The sequence below is a fragment of the Streptomyces sp. NPDC093252 genome, assembly GCF_040683675.1.
Classification (GTDB): domain Bacteria; phylum Actinomycetota; class Actinomycetes; order Streptomycetales; family Streptomycetaceae; genus Streptomyces.
This window is the reverse complement of sequence record NZ_JBFBEM010000018.1, coordinates 44,936-64,455: the sequence shown is the minus strand read 5'-3', so window position 1 is coordinate 64,455 and position 19,520 is coordinate 44,936. Positions and strand designations below refer to the sequence as shown.

Genomic DNA, 19,520 nt, shown 5'->3' with positions numbered 1-19,520 from the left:
ACACACCGGGGCCCGACACACACATGGCCCCCCAGGTGTCTCACCCGAGGGTCACCGGATCGCAGCAACCCTCCTGACGCATCCGCTCCCCCACCGCCGACCACCGGTCGGCGTCCGCGCCCCGGGCGCCCACCTCGCCGTCCCGGCCGAACTCCGCCACCAGATCGGCCTGTTCGAAGACCGTCCCGCCGCGCAGCACGGCCACCGTCCGGACCAGCGTGGTGAAGTCGGTGAACGGGTCGCCGTCGACGATCGTCAGGTCCGCGAGCTTGCCCTCCTCCAGGCTGCCCAGGTCGGCGTCGGCGCCGAAGACCCGGGCGGGCAGCAGGGTGGCCGTGCGCAGCGCCTGTGCCGGGGACAGCCCCGCCCGGTGCAGGGCGCGCAGCCCCAGATGGAGGCTGAGGCCGACCGCGACGAGCGGCTGGTCCGTGCCGAGGGCCACCAGGCCGCCCGCCTCCAGCACCCGCCGGTAGATCCCGGTCTCGCGGCCGAGCGTGGCGAGCTGGTCCGGCGTCGGCGGAGTGGCGGCCTGCTGCCGGACCAGGGCGATGTCCCAGGGCGGCATCAGCGCGGCCACCCGCGGGTCGTCCGCGAGCGCCGGGTCGGCGCCGAGCAGCGGCGCGGAGGTGAACGGGGTGGCGATGAGATGGAAGGCGGTGCCGGAGTAGATCTCGGTGACGTCCTGGTAGGCGTGGCCGCCCGCCGAGGTGGCGTGGCCGAACTCCAGGCGCTGGGTGGCCTGGAGGTGGGTCGTCAGATCCTGGCCGAGCTGGACGCCGGGGCTGCACAGATGGCTGCCGCTGCGCACCCCGAGCTTCTCGTGCCCGAAGGCGGCGGCCTCCCGCATCAGCCAGCCGGGGGCCCGTACATAGGTCTTGACGAAGTCCCAGTCCAGGGCCTGGGCGCGGGTCAGGGTGCGCTGGAGGCCCTCGCGGGTGCGGTGGGCGCGGCCCATGCTGTAGGCGACACGGGCGCCGTCGAGGAGTTCGCCGGTGGTGAGGAGCCGGGGGCCGGTGAGGGCTCCGGCGGCGACGGCCTCGCGCAGCCGGGCCTGTTCGTAGGCGAAGCCGCCGAGGGAGACGGCGGTGGTGATGCCGTACGCGATCTGGAGGGCGGTCTGACGGCCGCCGTAGGTGGACTGCCAGGGGTGGGTGTGGGCATCCCACAGTCCCGGGATCACGGTTCGGGTGCTCGCGTCGACCCGGCGGTCGGCGGCGCGGTGGGCGCGGTGCGGGGCGATCTCGGTGATCCGCCCGTCCCGGATCACCACGTCGACGTCGTCCCGCACCTCGTCCCCGGTGCCGTCCCAGAGGCGGCCCGCGTGGACGACGGTGTCGGCGGGGCGGGGGCGGCGGTGGTCGAGCGGGACCCGGACGGTGCGGGCCCTGCCGGTGGCGAGGTCGAGCAGGCGCAGCCGGGCCGCGGAGAGATAGAGGAGGCTCCGGCCGTCGGCGGACCAGGAGGGGTGGTCGGCGGCCTCGGTGGTGAGGCGGCGCGGCGCGCCGTCCGGGGTGCCGTCGGCGCGGACCGGGAGCAGCCACAGCGCGGACTCGGCGACGACGGCCATCCAGCGGCCGTCCGGCGACCAGACCGGCCCGGAGTCGTAGCGGTCGGAGAGGGAGGTGTGCGGGGCGAGGGCGTGCAGGGTGGCGGAGCCGTCGGTGGTGTCGACGACCCGGATGAGGTTGTAGCCCTCGCGGAAGCGCCGGTTGAGCCGGTTCCGGTCGCACAGGGCCACGTACCGGCCGTCCGGGGACCAGCTCGGCCGGCCGGGGAGTCCGCCGGGGCCGAGGGGGGCGGCGACGACGCGTTCGGCCCCGTCGGGCAGGTCGCGCACGACCAGATTGCCGGCCAGGTCGAGGCAGGCCAGCCGGGTGCCGTCGGGCGACAGCGCGGGGAAGACGCGCCCCCCGGCGGCGAGTACGGTCTCGTCGCCGGTGGCGAGGTCGCGGTGGCGTACGGCGAACAGTCCGTCGCGGTCGTCGGCGAAGACCAGGCCCCTGCCGTCGGGTGTCCAGACCGGCGCCAGCACATAGCGGGTGGCGGGAACCTGAAGGACCTTGCGGACCTGGGGGACCTGTCCGGCGCTCCGGGACGCCTGGTCTCCCCCGGTCCCGGTGGTCCACAGCGCGTTGAGCGCGGCGAACGCGACGGACCGGCCGTCGGGCGAGAGCGCGGGCAGATGCAGCGCCCGCACCGGGCGGACCCCGCCGCCCTCGAAGTCGTAGGTCTTGGTGCGGTAGCGGGGCCGGTCGACGGGGAGCGGGGCGGTGAACGCGATGTCCTCCGGCCGGTCGCCGGGTGCGTCCGGGTCGACGAGGCGGAACCGGCCGTCGACGGTGAGCAGCAGCCGCCCGCCCTCGCTCCAGCGGGGCGGGGCGGGCAGGACGTCGCCGTCGACGGCGACCGGGCGGCCGTCCACCACCAGGACGCAGGACGCGGCGGGCGCGGGGGTGGTCCGCAGATGGGCCAGGCGTCCGGCGGGCGAGACGGCGGGGGTCATCACCTGGGCGCCGGAGGTGTCGGTGTGCTCGGCGGTGACCGGCCCGGAGCCGTCGGCGGCCACGGCGGCGACGGTGTCGGCGCGCAGGGCGCCGGTCGCGGTGACGGTGGCACGGACGAACAGGACGCGTGATCCGTCGGGCGACCAGGTGGGGTCGTAGTCCTCCCACTCGCCGCTCTGCGCCGGCCCGTCCTGGCCGGGCCGCCCGGTGAGCCGGGTCAGTTCCCCGGTGCGCACATCGACGGTCCAGACGCGGTACGGGGAGCCGGTCACCGGGTCGCCGCCGCGCTCGGAGGCGAACGCGACGCGGGTGCCGTCCGGCGACCAGGCGGGCCCGCGGTCGTCGTACGGGCCGTCGGTGAGCTGCCGCAGCTCCGAGCCGTCGGGGCGCAGGGTCCAGAGGTGGTAGCCGCCGCCGTGGTACGCGCAGACGACGAGGGTCCCGCCGTCGGGCGCGAACTGCGGGCGGGTCGGTTCGAGTCCCGCCGGGGTGAGCGGCACGGCGGTGCCGCCCGCGCGGGGCACCGACCACAGCACGCTCTGGATCTCGGCGATCAGCCGGTCCCCGGCGGGCGCCAGGGTGGCGGAACCGCCGGTGGCGCGGGTGAAGGTGAGGGTGGTGGGGGTGGCCGCTTCGGCGGCCGCCGCCGGGGTGCCGACAGCGGCGGGACCGCCCGCGCCGGCCAGCGCGGTGGCGGCTGCGGTGACCTGGAGGAATCTGCGACGGGAGAGGGGCCACGGAGCGAGCGGGTCGGGGCCGGTGGCCGGGCTGATGTCCGAACGGGCTGCGAAGTCCAAGAGTGCTCCTGATGCACGGGGCCGAGGTGCCGGAGAAGAGCCACTGGGGAAACGTACGAGGGTGGGGGCGGTCACGGGTGGGGAGGCGGCGGTTCTCGGCCGATGTTCGGGCCCGCGGGACGCCATCAGGGGATGGAGAGGGGGCGAGGAGGGGACGTCGTTCCGCGGCCATTCACGGCGGCATCATCTCGGCGCGGTCGCACCCGCCCTCGGCCGAATTACGGTCATGGGGTCCCCTAACTTCCCGCTGTTTCCCCCTGCTTCCCGCTACTTCTCGCTGCTGCCCCGAATGAGGTGCCGATGTCCGTACGACGAGTCCTGGCCGGTCTGGCCCTGGCGCCGGTGCTCCTGGCGTCCGCCCTGCCCACCACCGCGCAGGCGGCGGACAACGGAAACGGTGGCGGCGGCCACCACGGCGGAGTGCCGCCGCGCAAGACCTCCTTCGACCTCCAGGCGCACCGCGGCGGCCTCGGCCTGACGACGGAGTCGACGCTCGCGGGGTTCGCCAAGGCACTGCGGCTCGGGGTGTCCACCCTGGAACTCGACACCCAGGTCACCAGGGACCGGAGGGTCGTCGTCACCCACGATCGCCAGGTCAGCGCCACCAAGTGCCGGGACACCGGCCCGGTGGCGGCGGGCGACCCGGTGTACCCGTACGTCGGGAAGTACATCAAGGATCTGACGCTGGCCCAGATCAGGACCATGGACTGCGGCTACCGCCAGTTGCCGGGCCACCCGGACCAGGAGGTCGTCACCGGCGCCCGGATGGCCGAGCTGAAGGACGTACTGAACCTCGTCAAGAGCTACCGCGCGCACCGGGTCACGCTGAACATCGAGACCAAGGTCGAGGCGGGCGCCCCCGAGCAGACCGCCCCGCGCGAGCTGTTCGTCCGCCGGGTGTACGAGGAGATCCGCGCGTCCGGCCTCCAGAACCAGGTCACGATCCAGTCCTTCGACTGGGGCGCGCTGAAGGCGATGCACGGGCTGGCCCCGAAGTGGCCGCTGGTCGCCCTCACCAACTACGACTTCCTCCAGGTCGGCAAGCCCGGCGCCTCCCCGTGGCTCGGCGGCATCGACGCCGACGACCACGACGGCGACTTCGTGAAGGCGGCCTCCACCATCGAGGGCGTCAAGGCCCTCTCCCCCAACTACGGCTTCCCGCAGAACGGCAGGATCGGTGACCCGGGCTTCCGGTTCTACCCGGACGAGCGGATGATCGCCGACGCCCACGCCAAGGGCCTGAAGGTCATTCCCTGGACCTGTGACGACCCGGCGACCATCGAGGCGCTCATGGACCTCGGCGTCGACGGCATCATCACCGACTACCCGGACCGGGTCCGCGAGATCATGTCCGACCGCGGGATGCGCCTGCCGAAGTCCTACGGCCCGCGCCGGACGTGACCATCGATCCGACCCGGACGGGATCACCCGCCCGTACGGGTCGGATGACCGATTCGTTCAAGACCGGGCCGGTGGGCGACGGCTAGCGTCACGGTCATGGCACCAACGGCACAGACACCCCGACAGACCCCCGAGTCCCCCGAGTCACCCAAGTCGCCCAAGACCTCCCAGCACCCCGGGACCCCCGGGACCCCCGAGCGCCCCGAGACCCCGCACAGCGTGCACCTGAGCATCCGCGTCGACCGCTCCGCGGCGGACGTCTACGCCTTCGCGTCGGTCCCGTCCCATGTGCCCGCGTGGGCCGCGGGACTGGGCCGCGCGATGGAGCACACCGACGGCCGCTGGATCGCCGACTCCCCCATGGGCCGCGTCGAGGTCGCCTTCGTCCCGGTGAACGAGTACGGCGTCCTCGACCACGACGTCACCCTGCCGTCCGGCGAGGTGGTGCACAACCCGGTACGGGTGATCCCGGACGGCCCCGACGCGTCCGAGGTGATCTTCACGCTGCGCCGCCGCGACGGCATGACGGAGGAGCAGTTCCGGGCGGACGCGGCGGCGGTGGGGCGGGATCTGGCGACGCTGAAGGGGGTGATGGAGGGCGGGTGAGGGGGGCGCCCCGGAGGGGGGTGCTCCAGTGGGGGGTGACCCGGAGGGGCCGCCTCCCGCGGATCGCGGTGACCCTACCCCCGCTGCGCCGCCTCCCGTACCGGCGCGCTGCTGCGCCCCCGTCGACGGCCGCTCAGTTCGGCGTCCAGCGTCTCCTGGGCCACGCGCATGCCCTCGGCGTAGACGGGCTCCTGGAGTCGCTGCCACATCTCGTCCTCGGTGAGTTCCCGGACCGGCGAGCTGACCCACCAGATGCCGCCGAAGGGGTCCCTGATCCGGCCCCCGCGCCACCCGAAGGCATCGTCCGCGACCTCGGTGACGATCCGCCCACCGGCCGCGAGGGCCCGCTCGACGACCTTGTCGGCGTCCGGGACGTACACATTGAGCAGGCTGGGCAGTTCGGGCCAGTCGGGGCGGCGGTCGAAGGCGAGGACCACGGTGTCGCCGATCCGGATCTCGGCATGGCCGATCATGCCGTCCTCGGTGGTGACCCGCCCCCGCTCCACCCCCTCGAACACCCGGGTGACGAAGTCGAGGAAGGCGCCGGTGTCGTCGGTGACGACCCAAGGGGAGACGGTGGTGCGGTCGGACGGGGTCGCGGAGGGGGTCTGCTCGGTCATGGCTCGTCCTTGCGGTCGGTACGCCGGTGTCGGCGGGCTGGTACGGAGCAGGACGGTAGGGGGGATATAGGTCGGGCGCTGGCCTAGCGGAGCCGCCGTCGCCTTCGGGTCGCCGCCGGCTCGCCCTCGGGGCGCCGTTCGTGTGCCGGTCGTGTGCCGGTCGTGGGAGGGTCGTGCGCGGGTCGTGCGCCGCACCCCGGGATGATTGCGGGGGTGGGGTGAATCGATTCAGCACCGCCCTTGTCCCTGCCCGGCCTCCCCCCTAGCCTGCCTTTGTGCCGCTCATAAACAAACTCCGGACCCACAACGCCGTGGCCGGATCCAGGTCCACCGATCCGGTCCGGCTCCGCGCCGCCCTGACCGTCTTCTTCGCCATGGACGGCTTCCTCTTCGCCGGCTGGGTCGTCCGCATCCCCGACATCAAGCAGCAGACCGGCGCGTCGGCCAGTTCCCTCGGTCTCGCGCTGCTCGGCGTCTCCGCGGGCGCGGTCGTCACCATGACGCTCACCGGCCGCCTCTGCCGCCGCTTCGGCAACCACCGGGTCACCGTCGCCTGCGCCGTACTGCTCTCGCTGAGCATCGTCCTGCCGCCGCTGACCCACTCTGCGGTGGCCCTGGGCCTGGTCCTGCTGGTCTTCGGCGCCGCCTACGGCAGTATCAACGTGGCCTTCAACAGCGCCGCCGTCGATCTCGTCACCGCCCTGCGGCGGCCGATCATGCCGAGCTTCCACGCGGCGTACAGCCTGGGCGGCATGGTCGGCGCCCTGCTCGGCGGGCTGATCGCCGGGGTCCTCTCCCCCACCCGGCATCTGCTGGTCCTCGCCGCGGTCGGGCTGGTGGTGACCGTGTTCGCCGGGCGGGTGCTGCTGCGGACCGGGCCCGCACGCCCGGCGGAGCCCGCGCCGGACGCCGGGCGGGCGCCCGGACACCGCCCCATGGACCGCCGTACGCGCCGCCTGGTGCTGGTCTTCGGGCTGATCGCGGCCTGCACGGCGTACGGGGAGGGGGCGATGGCCGACTGGGGCGCCCTCCATCTCGACCAGGACCTGGGCGCCTCGGCCGGACTCGCCGCCGTCGGCTACGCCTGCTTCGCGCTGGCCATGACGATCGGCAGGCTCAGCGGGACCGCGCTGCTGGAGCGGCTCGGGCACACCCGGACGGTCGTCGCCGGGAGCGCCACCGCCGCGTTCGGGATGCTGCTCGGCTCCCTGGCCCCGTCCGTGGGACTCGCGCTGGCGGGTTACGCCATCACCGGGCTCGGCCTGGCCAACCTCTTCCCGGTCGCCGTCGAGCGCGCGGGGGCGCTGGCGGGTCCCGGCGGAGTCGCCGCGGCCTCGACGTTCGGCTACACCGGCATGCTGCTGGGTCCGCCCGCGATCGGCTTCATGGCCGACTGGTTCTCCCTGACCACCGCCCTCACCAGCGTCGCGCTCCTCGCGTCGGTCGCCGGGGTGATCGGCTTCCTGACGCGGCGGACGATGGGCGGGGCGAGCGGGGCGGGGGCGACCGGGATGGGTGAGATACCGGCGCCGGAGGGGGCGGGGAGGGGTGAGCGGCTCGCGCCGGAGGGGGCGCGGGGTGAGGGGTGAGTTGCGCGCGCGTGAGGGGGCTGGGTGACGCGTGAGCGGCTCACGCCGGGGGCGTCGGAGTGAAGGGCGAGTGCGCGGGAGCGGGGATGCGCTGACCCCGCTCAGTCCACCCCGTCCTCCCCGTCCACGCCGTCCACCAGCACCCCCCGAGCGATCAGCCGGGTGAGCGCCTCGACGGCGGCGTCCTCGTCGACGCCGATGGCACCCCGGCCACCGGGACGCGCCACCCCGCCCGAACCCCCACCACCCCGTACCGGCACCGCGATCTGGCAGAAGCGCTCCACCATGGCGACGATCGCCAGCGCGGTCAGTTCCGTCTCCCGGTCGGGCGCCGGGAGGCGGCGCGCCTCGGCGACATGGTCCGTCCAGATCTCCACCTGCCGGTCGCGCACCCGCTCCCAGTATCCGGCGAACTCCGCGCTGACCAGCGCCGCCTCGAAGATGCCGGTCATCTCGGCGTGATGGTCGCGGCACAGTTCCCAGTAGACCCGGACATGGCGGCGGATGTCGTCGGCGCCGTCGAGGGTGTGGGCGTGGCCGGAGGTCTCGGCGATCCGTTCGCGCAGGGTCGTGGTGAAGTCGTCGGCGACGGAGCGGAGGAGGTCCTCCTTGTCGGTGAAGTAGCGGTAGAAGACGCCCGCGGACTTGCCCGCCTCGGCGGTGATCTCGGCGACCTTGGCCGCGAGATAGCCCTGCCGGGCGATCACCCGCAGGGCCGCCGCCTTCAGTTCGGCGGCGGAGCGCTGCCCCTTGGTCGGTACGGCGTCGGGCACGGGCCCGCTCCCTCCCTCACGGCAAAAAAGTGAAGAGCGCTTCACTTCTCCGGGCGCTTCATTTTCTTGACGCGGACCACTGGCGTCAAACCCCGTCGCACGGTGCGATCCGGCCACGTCCGCCCCACCGGGGCCCGCCGAAGCCCGCCAGGACCCTGCACGACCCGGCACGACCCGGCATGACCCGCCAGGACCGCGCCCCGGTGCTTGACACCCCCCTTCCCCATAAGTGAAGCTGAATTCACCTTCACTTTTCATCCTCGCTCTTCATCCGCACATCGATCGGGAGGCGTCATGCCCTCGCAGTCCCAGCCCCAGCCCGTCCGCGCGCCGGGCGGCACCGCGTACGCGGGCCCCGACCGGTCCAGCCCGGCACTCGTGGACCTCTTCACCACCTACACCGCCGCCCCCGACAGCATCGGCGCCCGGCTCACCGCCGTGGCCGCGCGGGAGCGGGCGGACGATCCGCTGATCGTGGCCACCGCGCGGGACTTCGCCCTCTACCCCGGCGGCGGCCGGCCCCCCATGGTCGAGGGCTTCCGCCTCAGCACCCGCGGCTTCAAGGAAATCGCCGGGATCTCCCATCTGGGCCCCGCCCTGGCCACCCTCGTCGAACTCGCCGAGAAGTACGGCGACAGCGCCTGGCGCCCGGCCGCCGAACGGCTGCTCGTCCAGGTCGAGGCAGCCCGCGCGGCCAACGGCGTCGAGCTGTGGCGGGACGTCATCGCCGTGGAGGCGTTCGAGGGACGGGAGGCGGCCATCGCCGCGATGGTCGACTACTCCTGCGCCGTGACCGCCCGCTATCTGCGCACCGCGCTGACCGACCCGGACTACCTCGGCGGCCACACCCTGCGCGCCGACTATCTGGAGGGCGGCGGCACCGCACCCCTGCCGGTGCCGGTCAACCGCATGATGATCGCCACGTTCTTCCTGGCCGGGCTGGACATCGCCCACCGCGTCCTGCGCTGGTTCGGCGCGCAGCGCATCGACTGGTCCCGCGCCATGGTGCTGGTCGCCGGCCAGCAGGGCCGCCCCACCGCCGGAGTCACCTGGAACACCTCCAGCGTCGCCGCGATGCTGCTCGGCGCCTCCCGCTACGAACTCCCCCTGGAACGCCTCTACATGGCGCCCCACGCCCCCACCTTCGCCACCCCCGCCGACGGTGACCTCACGGAGGTGGCCGCGCTGGAGGAGCCGCTGCGCCGCGTCTGGAGCAACACCCGGGCCACGGTGGAACTGGGCGAACTGATGTTCACCGGCCACCCCCGCTACTCCCCCGGTGGCTCCGCGAGCGCCCCCGACCTCAACGCCCCCGACCTCAGCCCCGGCGGCCTCACCGAGGTGGGCGAGATGCCCGTCATCCACGGCCCGGACGACTGGCGGTCCCTGGTGACCCGGCTGCGCGTGGTGCTGGAGGACCCTCGCCAGTTGCTGTCCGGCTGCGTCACCGACTACGCCGTCGGACAACTCGTGGCCGCCGGCAACCACCCCGCCAAGGTCGTCGTCCCCGGCCTGGACGGCGTGGACTACCCGACCGGCCTTTGACGTGCTCCCTGGCCTAATGTCCAGGGATTCCGGCCTGGGTCGTCTGACCCTTCCGGGGGCTTCCTGCTTCACCGCGCTGTGCGGGCACGTGTGCCCGTCTTACCGGCACTCCACAGGCGTTTGGCGTCTCCGCCCGTCCGGCGGCGACGATACGGCGTCCTTCGAACAGGACGTTGCGGGCTGCGTTGTGGTCGCGGTCGTGCACGGTGCCGCACGCGCTGCATGCCCACTCCCGGACGTGCAGGGGCTTGGGGCCGTCCCGGAATCCGCAGGCCGAGCAGACCTGCGAGGACGGGAAAGCACGGTCCACCTTGGCGAAGGTGCGGCCGTGCAGAGCCGCTTTGTACTCCAGCATGCCGACGAACGCGGACCATCCCGCGTCATGCACGGACTTGGCGAGCCGGGTACGGCCGAGGCCGGACACCGCGAGGTCTTCCACATACACCGCTTGGCTGTCGCGGATGATCTGTGTGGATGCCTTGTGGTGGAAGTCCCGGCGCCGGTCCGCCACACGCGCGTGCTGGCGTGCAACCCTGGTACGGGCCCTGGCCCGGTTCTTCGATCCTTTGATTTTGCGGGACAGCTCCCGCTGAAGACGCCTGAGTTTCTTCTCCGCCCTGCGCAGGAAACGGGGGTTGTCGATCTTCCGTCCGTCGGACAGGACGGCGAAGGCGGACAGGCCGAGATCGATACCGGTGTCGGTCTCCGTTTCCGGGAGGATGTCCGGCTCGGTGTCCACGACGAAGCTGAGGAAGTACCGGCCACAGCGGTCTTTGGTGACGGTCAGGGACGTAGGCGCGGCCGGAAGGCGGCGGGACCACTTGACCCTGAGACCACCGACCTTGGCCACGTACACGGTGCCGTCGCCCTGGAGGGAGAAGGCGTTGGTGTTGAGGCGGACCGACTGCCGGGTGTCCTTCCTCGACTTGTACCGGGGAGGGCCGACTCTGCGGCCCTGCCGCTTGCCCTTGATCGAGTCGAAGAAGTTCTTGTAGGCGGTGTCCAGGTCCCGGAGGGACTGCTGCAGGACGACGGCTGACACATCGGCGAGCCAGGCGCGTTCTGCGGTGCGCTTGGCCTGGGTGATGCGAAGCCGGGACAGCTCGGCCGACTTCACGTACGGCAGCCCGGCCGCGTGAGCTTCCCTGCGGTCGCGCAGGCAGTCGTTCCACACCACGCGGGCGCACCCGAACGCACTCGCCAGCGCACGGCGCTGCACAGCGTCCGGGTAGGCCCGGTAGTTGTAGCGGAGCTGCACAGCCAAGATCCTACTACGATTGGTCTCATGGGCGGAGAGAACGACTACAGGCGTGGAAGACACGTCGTTTCGGCGATGCATGTGCACTTGGTCTTTGTGACGAATTACCGGCGCGGGGTGTTCAACGACGAGATGCTGACCCGCTGCGAGGAGATCATGCGCAAGGTGTGCGAGGACTTCGAAGCGGAGCTGAAGGAGTTCAACGGCGAACGCGATCACGTCCACCTCCTGGTGCACTACCCGCCCAAGGTCGCCGTCTCGAAGCTGGTCAACAGCCTCAAGGGCGTCTCCGCCCGCCGGATACGGCAGGAGTTCACCGGCCGGACCAACCACGCCATCATGCACGGACAACTGTGGTCGCCCTCGTACTTCTCGGCCTCGTGCGGCGGAGCACCATTGGCGACCGTCCACCAGTACATCGAGCAGCAACAACGACCGCTCTGAAGTGCACGTCAGAGCAGCCCTGAGATGAATTCATCCCCGGCATGAACGCCGAGGCTTTCTGCAAGAGACCCGGTAACCCGACCCCGACCCCGACTCCGACTCCGGTTCCCCTGACTCCGGCTCCCCCGGCCCCTCCGACCGCGAGGCGCCGCGCCGCAGCCTCCCGTGCCGCCACCCCGTCCGGCAGACTCCCCCCATGGACACCACCCGCTTCCTCACCACCCTCGCCGACGAAGGCGAAACCCTGGCCGTGGCGGCCGAACGGGCGGGGACCGACGCCCCGGTTCCGACCTGCCCGGACTGGCGGGTGCGGGATCTGCTGCTGCACACCGGCACCGTCCACCGCTGGGCGGCCCGCTGCGTCGCCGAGGGCCTCCGCGAGCCGCACCGGCCCGCCACCCCTCCCGAGCTGGACGGTACGGAGCTGGTGGACTGGTTCCGGGACGGCCACCGCGCGCTGGTCGGGACGCTGACCCGGGCCGCGCCGGACACCGACTGCTGGACCTTTCTGCCCGCGCCCTCCCCGCTGGCGTTCTGGCGACGGCGTCAGGCCCATGAGACGACCGTGCACCGGTTCGACGCCGAATCGGCGCTGGGCACCACCCCCTCCCCCATCGACACCGGCTTCGCGGTGGACGGCATCGATGAGCTGCTGCGCGGTTTCCACGCCCGCAAGCGCAGCCGGGTGCGGACGCCGGAACCCCGGGCGCTGCGGATCCGCGCCTCGGACGCCGATGACGCCGACGACGCCGTATGGACCGTACGACTGTCGCAGGAACCGCCGGTCGCGACGAGGGGCGAGGGGACGGCGGAGGCGGCCGTGGAGTGCGAGTTGTCGGGGCCAGCCGCCCGGCTGTATCTGGCGCTGTGGAACCGGGTGCCGGTGCCGGCGATCTCCGGTGACACCTCACTGGCCCGGCTGTGGCGGGAGACGTCCGGGATCTGAACGGGCAGCGGGGGGACGGGGATTCTCGCGGCGAGCGGTCAGGACGGACTCAAGCGCGGACCGAGCCCGGTCCGCCCGCCCACCTCCCTCTCCCCCTCCTCCCCCTCCCCCGGTCCCGCCCCGGAAGGGATCCTCACCCCCCGTTCAGCATCCGCGCCAGCACCGCCCGTTGCACCGGCAGCACCGCCGCGTGCAGGGCGCGGCCCCTGCCGGTGAGGACGACCCGGACGCCCCGCCGGTCCTCGGGGCACATCGCGCGCTCCACCAGGCCGTCCCGTTCCAGGCGGGCGATCAGCCGGGACAGGGCGCTCTGGCTGAGGTGGATGCGGTGGGAGATCTCCTGGACGCGGAAGGAGCACTCGCCGTCCGGGGTGGCCGCGTCGGCGAGGACGTCGAGCACCTCGAAGTCGCTGGCGCCCAGGCCGTGGGTGTGCAGGGCGCGGTCCAGTTCGCACTGGGTGCGGGCGTGCAGGGCGAGCATGTCGCGCCACTGACCGACGAGCGCCCGCTCGCCCACGGCCACCCCGGCACCGGGACCCATGCCTGCGCCCATACCCGTACCCGTTGCTGTCCCGCCCCGTGCCCCGTCGCTCGTCACCGGCATAGACCGCACCGTAGCAGAGAAACGGGTTTTGTTGCACCTGAATTAAATGCTCTTGCAATCAATGCATGCGCATGTAGTGTTCTCGTCCATGACCACTCCGCTCGCCGCTCCCGTGTCCTCCGGACGCTGGACTCCCCGCCTGTGGGGCACCCTGCTGGTGCTCTGCGCCGCGATGTTCCTCGACGCTCTGGATGTGTCGATGGTCGGCGTCGCCCTGCCGTCCATCGGCGCCGACCTCGGCCTGTCCACCTCGACCCTGCAATGGATCGTCAGCGGCTACATCCTCGGCTACGGCGGTCTGCTGCTGCTCGGCGGACGCGCCGCCGACCTGCTCGGCCGCCGTCAGGTCTTCCTGATCGCGCTCGGTGTCTTCGCCGTCGCCTCGCTGCTCGGCGGGCTGGTCGACTCCGGTCCGCTGCTGATCGCCAGCCGCTTCATCAAGGGCCTGAGCGCGGCGTTCACCGCGCCCGCCGGACTGTCGATCATCACGACCACCTTCCCCGAGGGCCCGCTGCGCAACCGGGCCCTGTCCATCTACACCACCTGCGCCGCCACCGGCTTCTCCATGGGCCTGGTGCTGTCCGGACTGCTCACCGAGGCGAGCTGGCGGCTGACCATGCTGCTCCCCGCCCCCATTGCCCTGATCGCGCTGATCGCGGGCCTGAAGCTGCTCCCGCGCAGCCCCCGCGAACGCGGCCACCAGGGCTACGACATCCCCGGCGCGGTCCTCGGCACCGCCTCGATGCTGCTGCTGGTCTTCACCGTCGTCCAGGCACCCGAGGCCGGCTGGACGAGCGCCCGCACCCTGCTGTCCTTCGCCGCCGTCGTCGCCCTGCTGACCGCGTTCGTCACCGTCGAGCGCCGCTCGCCGAGCCCGCTGATCCGGCTGGGGGTGCTGCGCTCCGGACACCAACTGCGCGCCCAGTTCGGGGCGATGACGCTGTTCGGCTCCTACATCGGGTTCCAGTTCCTGGTCACGCTCTACATGCAGGATCTGCTCGGCTGGTCGGCGCTGCACACCGCGCTGGCGTTCCTGCCGTCCGGCGCCGTCGTGGCGCTCTCGGCGACCAAGGTGGGGTCGATCGTCGACCGGTTCGGCACCCCCCGGCTGCTCGTGGTGGGCTTCGCGCTGATGGCCACCGGCTACGCCCTGTTCCTCGGGATCGACCTCGACCCCGTCTACGCCGCCGCGATCCTGCCCAGCATGCTGCTGATCGGCTCCGCCTTCGCCCTGGCCTTCCCCTCCCTCAACATCCAGGCCACCAACGGCGTCGACGACCACGAACAAGGCATGGTCTCCGGTCTGCTCAACACCTCCGTCCAGGTCGGCGGCGCGATCTTCCTGGCCGTGGTGACCGCGGTGGTGACCGCGGGCGCCCCCGACAACCCCGAGAACGCCACCCCGCAGGCGATCCTCGACAGCTATCGCCCGGGGCTGTACGTCGTCACGGGCATCGCTCTCACCGGACTCCTGCTGTCCCTGCCCGGCCTGAGGACCCGCCGCCGCGGTGGGTCCCTCGTGGTCACCAAGTCCACCACCCGGGAGGCGGAAGCGGAGCGCATCGCGGTCCGCGACTGAGTTCGGGGGACCGCCTCCAGGTGTGCCCGGCGGGATCGCTTCTCCCGCCGGGCACACACCTGCGCTCCCCCCTCCGTGCACTCACCTGTACTCCCCCTTGTGCACACATATGCGCTCCCCCTGTGCACACACCTGTGCGAAACTGCCGCAATGAGCGGGCACGGGGGCGGGCACGGGGACGGACACCACTCACTGAGCGACCGCGACGCCCTCACCGTCGAGATCGGATACGCGCTGGTGAGCGGGGTGTTCGCGGCGGCCCTGCTGTTCGGCGCGGTGGCCGGTCCGGCGCTGCTGTTCGACCTCCCCGGCCCTCTGGAACGGCTGTTGCGGCTCGCTGGGACGGTCCTGGCGCCGGTGGTGTTCCTGGTGCGGGTGGCGAGTGTGCTGTACGCCTTCCGGCGGAGCAGGGGCGGCGGCTCGGCGTCCTGACCCGATGCCCGGCACCCGGGGTGCCGTCGACCCAGTACCCGATACCCGGCGCCCGGCACGCCCGGGACCCAGTACCCGGGACCCCGGGTGCCCGGGACCCAGTACCCGGTACCGGGGACACCCGCGACCCAGTACCCGGTACCCGGCGCCCGGCATTCAGCCGCACCCCCTCCGGTACCCGGCGGCCCGGCGTCCGCGCCTCCGTCCTCCGCTCCTCCGTCCTCCGCTCCCCCGCCCTCCCCTCACCCCAGCCAGCCCGGCCGGACCAGGCCCGACTCGTACGCCAGCACCACCAGTTGCGCCCGGTCGCGGACGCCGAGCTTGACCATGGTGCGGCTGACGTGGGTCTTCGCGGTGAGCGGGCTGACGACCAGGCGGCGGGCGATCTCGTCGTTGGACAGACCGATCCCCACCAGCGCCATCACCTCCCGCTCCCGCTCGGTCAGCTCCCCGAGCCCACCGGTCGCCGCCGGTTCCTTGGAGCGGGCGGCGAACTCGGCGATCAGCCGTCGGGTCACCCCGGGCGACAGCAGCGCGTCACCGGCCACCACCGCCCGGACCGCGCGCACCAGTTCCTCCGGTTCGGTGTCCTTCACCAGGAAGCCCGACGCGCCGGAACGGATCGCCTCGAAGACATACTCGTCGAGTTCGAAGGTGGTCAGCATGACCACCCGCACCTCGCCCAGTTCCTCGTCCCCGGTGATCCGGCGGGTCGCGGCGAGTCCGTCGAGGACCGGCATACGGATGTCCATCAGGACCACGTCCGGCCGCAGTTCGCGCACCGCGCGCACCGCGTCCTCGCCGTCGGACGCCTCCGCCACCACCTCGATGTCCGGCTGCGCGTCCAGCAGGGCACGGAAACCGGCCCGCACCAGGGACTGGTCGTCGGCGAGCAGTACGCGGATCACGGGTTCGGCTCCCTCTCGTTCGGTCCGTCCGGCTCGGGCGCCGTCAGGGGCAGTTCGGCCAGCACCCGGAAACCGCCGTCGGGGCGTGGGCCGGCCTCGATGGTGCCACCGAGCGCGGCGGCCCGCTCCCGCATCCCGGCGAGCCCGTTGCCGCTGCCTCCGGCGTCGGCGCCGGTCGCGGGCCCGTCGTCGTCGATCCGCAGCCGCAGCGCGGACCCGTCGTGCGCGAGCCGCACCCGCGCCCGCCGGGACCCGGAGTGCCGTACGACGTTGGTGAGCGCCTCCTGCACGATCCGGAACGCGGCGAGATCGGTACCGGGCGGCAGCCGGGGCGGGCGTCCCTCGACCCGGACGGCGAGCCCGGCGGAGGCCGCCTGCTCGACCAGTTCGGGGAGCCGGTCGAGGCCGGGCGCGGGGGCGCGGGGCGCGTCACCGGGGGCGCGCAGGGTGTCGAGGACCTGGCGGACCTCGCCGAGCGCCTCCTTGCTGGCCGCCTTGATGGTGGTCAGCGCGGCGCGGGCCTGCTCGGGGTCGGAGTCCAGCAGGGCGAGTCCGACCCCGGCCTGGACATTGATCACGGAGATGCTGTGGGCGAGGACATCGTGCAGTTCCTGGGCGATGCGCAGCCGCTCCCGGTCGGCGCGGCGCCGGGCGGCCTGCGCGCGCTCGGCCCGCTCCCGGTCCCACTGCTCGCGCCGGACCCGGGTCAGTTCGGCCGCCGCGACGATCGCCGCCACCCAGGCCGCGACGACGAGTTCCTGCCCCCAGGGCGCCGGTGCGTCCCCGGCGGGCGGCAGCCAGCGGTACAGCCAGTGCGCGACGAGGACGTGCCCGCCCCACAGCAGCAGTAGAGCGGCCCAGGCGGCCCGGCGCCGACCGGCGGCCAGCGCGCTGAAGAACCCCAGCGCGACGACCAGGAACACCGGCCCGTACGGGTACCCGGCACCCAGATAGACCATCGCGGCCAGCGCCGTACCGAAGGCGACCGGGACCGGGTGGCGCCTGCGGAGGAGCAGCAGGGCGCAGCCGGCGAGCAGGAGGGCGCGGGCGAAGGGGTCGAGCGGGGCGCGCTCGCCCTCCTGCGCGTGCGCGGCGAACGTGGAGCCGACCATGACGACGACGGTCACCAGGAGGGTGGAACGCCAGGGCCAGCGGCGGGTGTCGGCGGTCTCGTCCCAGCGGTTCCACCAGGTCGGCCCCTGTCGCCACCAGGTCGGCGGGCCGCCCCGGCGCCCGCGCTGCCTGTCGCCGCCCGCCGCCACATCCATGCCCGCCACGCTAGACGCCCCCGGCGACCTGTGCCGTCAGCCGGACGGGGTGGGTGCGGGTACTTCCTGGGGAGTACGCGGCCCGGGGTGGCGGCGCCGCGCGGACACAGTTCGGGCAGACTGCCCTTGAGTTCGTTTGATCAGTTTTAAGCGTGTTGTGCGAAGTTGTACGAATGTGCAGCTCTAGGAGTCATCATGTCCCCTCATGTGCAGCAGCCCGGCTGGTTCACCGTCCATGTCCTCAACCGGTCCGTCGCCTGGCTGACCGCGCGCGGGGTGAGTGTCTGGGGTTCGCGGGTGCTGGCGGTACGGGGCCGCACGAGCGGCGAGTGGCGGACCACGCCGGTGAATCTGCTGACCCTCGACGGGCGCTACTACCTGGTCGCCCCGCGCGGCCATGTGCAGTGGACGCGGAACCTGCGGGCGGCGGGCGGGGGTGAGCTGCGGCTCGGCCGGAACAGGGACCGGTTCACCGCGACCGAGGTCTCCGAGGACGACAAGCCGCCGGTGCTGCGGGCCTATCTGAGGCGCTGGAAGGCGGAGGTGGGGGCGTTCTTCCGGGGCGTCGGCCCCGAGTCATCGGACCTCGAACTGCGGCGGATCGCTCCTGATCATCCGGTCTTCCGGATCACTTTTGTGAAGTGATGTGATCATCGGATCCGATGGATGAGCTGCCGCGCTTGTCAGCCGCCCTGTCCATGAGCTGCTGCCATGCCCCCTCCTGGGCCCGGGTCGGGCCGGGCCGGGCCGGGACCCGGCACCGTTCCCCACCCGGCACCGGACCAGTGCTCCACCCGATCACCCGATCACCCGATCACCCAGCCACCCAGCCACCCAGCCACCCAGCCACCCAGCCACCCAGCCACTGCCATCATCAGCCGCGCGGCTGCTCCTCCCCCGCCTCCGGCTCGGTGTCCGCCTTCGGGTCCGCCTTCAGGTCCGGCTCCGGCTCCGGGTCCGGCTCCGGCGGCATCCGGCGGTCCAGCATGGCCAGCGCGCGCTGGGCGATCGGACGGCTGCGGACCAGCTCGCCCAGCGAGGTCGCGCCCCGGGTGATGTCCATGAACGCCTTCCAGGCCGGGCGGACGCCCGTCAGCGCCGCGTGGAACAGCCCCGGCCGGCGCTCGAAGATCCGCAGCATCCGCTTGCCGACGGCCATCTCCACACCCAGCCCGGCCTTGATCGCGAAGGCGTAGTTGAGGGCCTGGCGGCGGGTGTCCACCGCGTCGTGCGCCTCCGCGATCCGGACCGCCCACTCGCCCGCGAGGCGCCCGGAGCGCAGGGCGAAGGAGATGCCCTCGCGCGTCCACGGCTCCAGCAGACCGGCCGCGTCGCCGCAGACCAGCACGCGCCCGCGCGAGAGCGGCGAGTCGTCGGCCCGGCAGCGGGTCAAGTGCCCGGAGGAGATGCTCGGTTCGAACCCGGCGAGGCCGAGCCGCCCCACGAAGTCCTCCAAGTAACGCTTGGTGGCGGCGCCTTCGCCGCGCGCGGAGATCACCCCGACCGTGAGCGTGTCGCCCTTGGGGAAGACCCAGCCGTAACTGCCGGGCATCGGACCCCAGTCGATCAGGACCCGGCCCTTCCAGTCCTCCGCCACCGTCTCCGGGACCGGGATCTCCGATTCCAGCCCCAGGTCCACCTGGTCCAGCTTGACGCCGACATGGGCTCCTATCCGGCTGGCGCTGCCGTCCGCGCCCACCACCGCGCGCGCGAGCAGGGTCTCACCGCCCTGGAGGACGACGGCGACCGTGCGCCGGTCCGGGACGGCGGAGCCGTGCTGCTCGACCCGCGACACCGTGGCCCCGGTCCGCAGCTCGGCGCCCGCCTTCTGGGCGTGCTCGACGAGCTGCTGATCGAATTCCGGTCGGTTGATCAGACCGAACAGCATCTGCTTGGACCGGCGTGTGCGCGTGTAGCGCCCGTTGTGGGAGAAGGTGACCGCGTGCACCCGGTCGCGCAGCGGCAGTTCGAAGCCGGGTGGCAGCGCGTCGCGCGAGGGGCCGATGATGCCTCCCCCGCAGGTCTTGTACCGGGGCAGATCGGCTTTCTCCAGCACCAGCACGCGGCGCCCGGCGACCGCCGCCGCATACGCGGCCGAGGCGCCCGCCGGCCCCGCGCCCACCACGACGACGTCCCACACCTGCCGCACGTCGTCCGCCGAAGAGTTCTCGCTGCTCACGATGGTCTACTGCTCCCGATCCGCCGCCTGCCGACTGTCCCCCGCATCCTACGGCCGTGCCGCCGCA

At 72.8% G+C, this 19,520-nt stretch carries 17 protein-coding genes; 9 read left to right on the top strand and 8 right to left on the bottom strand.

The features are described 5' to 3' along the window. Positions 1 to 40 precede the first annotated feature (40 nt). Positions 41 to 3,277, bottom strand: a complete 3,237-nt coding sequence (locus AB0O01_RS31700; protein ID WP_365318946.1) for an amidohydrolase family protein — start codon at positions 3,275 to 3,277, stop codon at positions 41 to 43. A gap of 324 nt (positions 3,278 to 3,601) precedes the next feature. Between AB0O01_RS31700 and AB0O01_RS31695 the strand changes: the two genes are divergently transcribed. Further along, complete coding sequence (locus AB0O01_RS31695) at positions 3,602 to 4,702, top strand: glycerophosphodiester phosphodiesterase family protein (protein WP_365318799.1); 1,101 nt, start codon at positions 3,602 to 3,604, stop codon at positions 4,700 to 4,702. Between the two features lie 219 nt (positions 4,703 to 4,921). Then, entirely contained in the window at positions 4,922 to 5,308 is a 387-nt protein-coding gene (locus tag AB0O01_RS31690; protein ID WP_365318944.1) for an SRPBCC family protein, read from the top strand. Positions 5,309 to 5,382: 74 nt separating this feature from the next. On the opposite strand, the gene AB0O01_RS31685 is transcribed toward AB0O01_RS31690, so the two are convergent. Next, positions 5,383 to 5,928 carry a VOC family protein gene (locus tag AB0O01_RS31685; protein ID WP_365318796.1) on the bottom strand — a complete coding sequence of 182 codons (546 nt, stop codon included), beginning with the start codon at positions 5,926 to 5,928 and terminating at the stop codon, positions 5,383 to 5,385. A 311-nt stretch (positions 5,929 to 6,239) separates the two neighbouring features. Here AB0O01_RS31685 and AB0O01_RS31680 point away from each other — a divergent pair, with 311 nt between their 5' ends. After that, on the top strand, positions 6,240 to 7,517 hold the full coding sequence (locus tag AB0O01_RS31680) for an MFS transporter (protein WP_365318793.1): 1,278 nt from the start codon (positions 6,240 to 6,242) through the stop codon (positions 7,515 to 7,517). 101 nt (positions 7,518 to 7,618) lie between these two features. Here the strand turns inward: AB0O01_RS31680 and AB0O01_RS31675 are convergent, their stop codons facing one another. Then, entirely contained in the window at positions 7,619 to 8,290 is a 672-nt protein-coding gene (locus tag AB0O01_RS31675; RefSeq protein WP_365318791.1) for a TetR/AcrR family transcriptional regulator, read from the bottom strand. Between the two features lie 294 nt (positions 8,291 to 8,584). On the opposite strand from AB0O01_RS31675, the gene AB0O01_RS31670 reads away from it, so the two are divergent. Continuing rightward, a complete protein-coding gene (locus AB0O01_RS31670) occupies positions 8,585 to 9,835 on the top strand; it encodes a DUF5624 domain-containing protein (protein ID WP_365318789.1) in 1,251 nt (416 codons plus the stop codon). Positions 9,836 to 9,848: 13 nt separating this feature from the next. On the opposite strand, the gene AB0O01_RS31665 is transcribed toward AB0O01_RS31670, so the two are convergent. After that, positions 9,849 to 11,093: an RNA-guided endonuclease TnpB family protein gene (locus AB0O01_RS31665; protein WP_365318787.1), complete on the bottom strand. Its 1,245-nt coding sequence runs from the start codon at positions 11,091 to 11,093 to the stop codon at positions 9,849 to 9,851. 27 nt (positions 11,094 to 11,120) lie between these two features. On the opposite strand from AB0O01_RS31665, the gene tnpA reads away from it, so the two are divergent. Next, positions 11,121 to 11,537, top strand: a complete 417-nt coding sequence (tnpA, locus tag AB0O01_RS31660) for an IS200/IS605 family transposase (RefSeq protein ID WP_365318785.1) — start codon at positions 11,121 to 11,123, stop codon at positions 11,535 to 11,537. Positions 11,538 to 11,733: 196 nt separating this feature from the next. Then, positions 11,734 to 12,483, top strand: a complete 750-nt coding sequence (locus AB0O01_RS31655) for a maleylpyruvate isomerase family mycothiol-dependent enzyme (RefSeq protein ID WP_365318783.1) — start codon at positions 11,734 to 11,736, stop codon at positions 12,481 to 12,483. Between the two features lie 133 nt (positions 12,484 to 12,616). Here the strand turns inward: AB0O01_RS31655 and AB0O01_RS31650 are convergent, their stop codons facing one another. Next, positions 12,617 to 13,024, bottom strand: coding sequence for a MarR family transcriptional regulator (locus AB0O01_RS31650; RefSeq protein WP_365318943.1), 408 nt, complete (start codon positions 13,022 to 13,024; stop codon positions 12,617 to 12,619). Positions 13,025 to 13,175: 151 nt separating this feature from the next. On the opposite strand from AB0O01_RS31650, the gene AB0O01_RS31645 reads away from it, so the two are divergent. Further along, the gene (locus AB0O01_RS31645) at positions 13,176 to 14,666 is read left to right on the top strand and encodes an MFS transporter (RefSeq protein ID WP_365318781.1); all 1,491 of its coding nucleotides are present in this window, start codon (positions 13,176 to 13,178) and stop codon (positions 14,664 to 14,666) included. A gap of 150 nt (positions 14,667 to 14,816) precedes the next feature. After that, complete coding sequence (locus tag AB0O01_RS31640) at positions 14,817 to 15,098, top strand: DUF6332 family protein (RefSeq protein ID WP_365318779.1); 282 nt, start codon at positions 14,817 to 14,819, stop codon at positions 15,096 to 15,098. 242 nt (positions 15,099 to 15,340) lie between these two features. Here the strand turns inward: AB0O01_RS31640 and AB0O01_RS31635 are convergent, their stop codons facing one another. Then, complete coding sequence (locus tag AB0O01_RS31635) at positions 15,341 to 16,006, bottom strand: response regulator transcription factor (RefSeq protein WP_365318777.1); 666 nt, start codon at positions 16,004 to 16,006, stop codon at positions 15,341 to 15,343. Further along, positions 16,003 to 17,274 (bottom strand): sensor histidine kinase, encoded by a 1,272-nt coding sequence (locus AB0O01_RS31630; protein ID WP_365318775.1) that lies wholly within the window; start codon positions 17,272 to 17,274, stop codon positions 16,003 to 16,005. Before AB0O01_RS31630 ends, AB0O01_RS31635 begins: the two co-directional genes overlap by 4 nt. Positions 17,275 to 17,469: 195 nt before the next feature. On the opposite strand from AB0O01_RS31630, the gene AB0O01_RS31625 reads away from it, so the two are divergent. After that, positions 17,470 to 17,919, top strand: a complete 450-nt coding sequence (locus tag AB0O01_RS31625) for a nitroreductase family deazaflavin-dependent oxidoreductase (protein WP_365318773.1) — start codon at positions 17,470 to 17,472, stop codon at positions 17,917 to 17,919. A 229-nt stretch (positions 17,920 to 18,148) separates the two neighbouring features. Here the strand turns inward: AB0O01_RS31625 and AB0O01_RS31620 are convergent, their stop codons facing one another. Then, the gene (locus tag AB0O01_RS31620; RefSeq protein WP_365318771.1) at positions 18,149 to 19,453 is read right to left on the bottom strand and encodes a geranylgeranyl reductase family protein; all 1,305 of its coding nucleotides are present in this window, start codon (positions 19,451 to 19,453) and stop codon (positions 18,149 to 18,151) included. Positions 19,454 to 19,520: the final 67 nt, after the last annotated feature.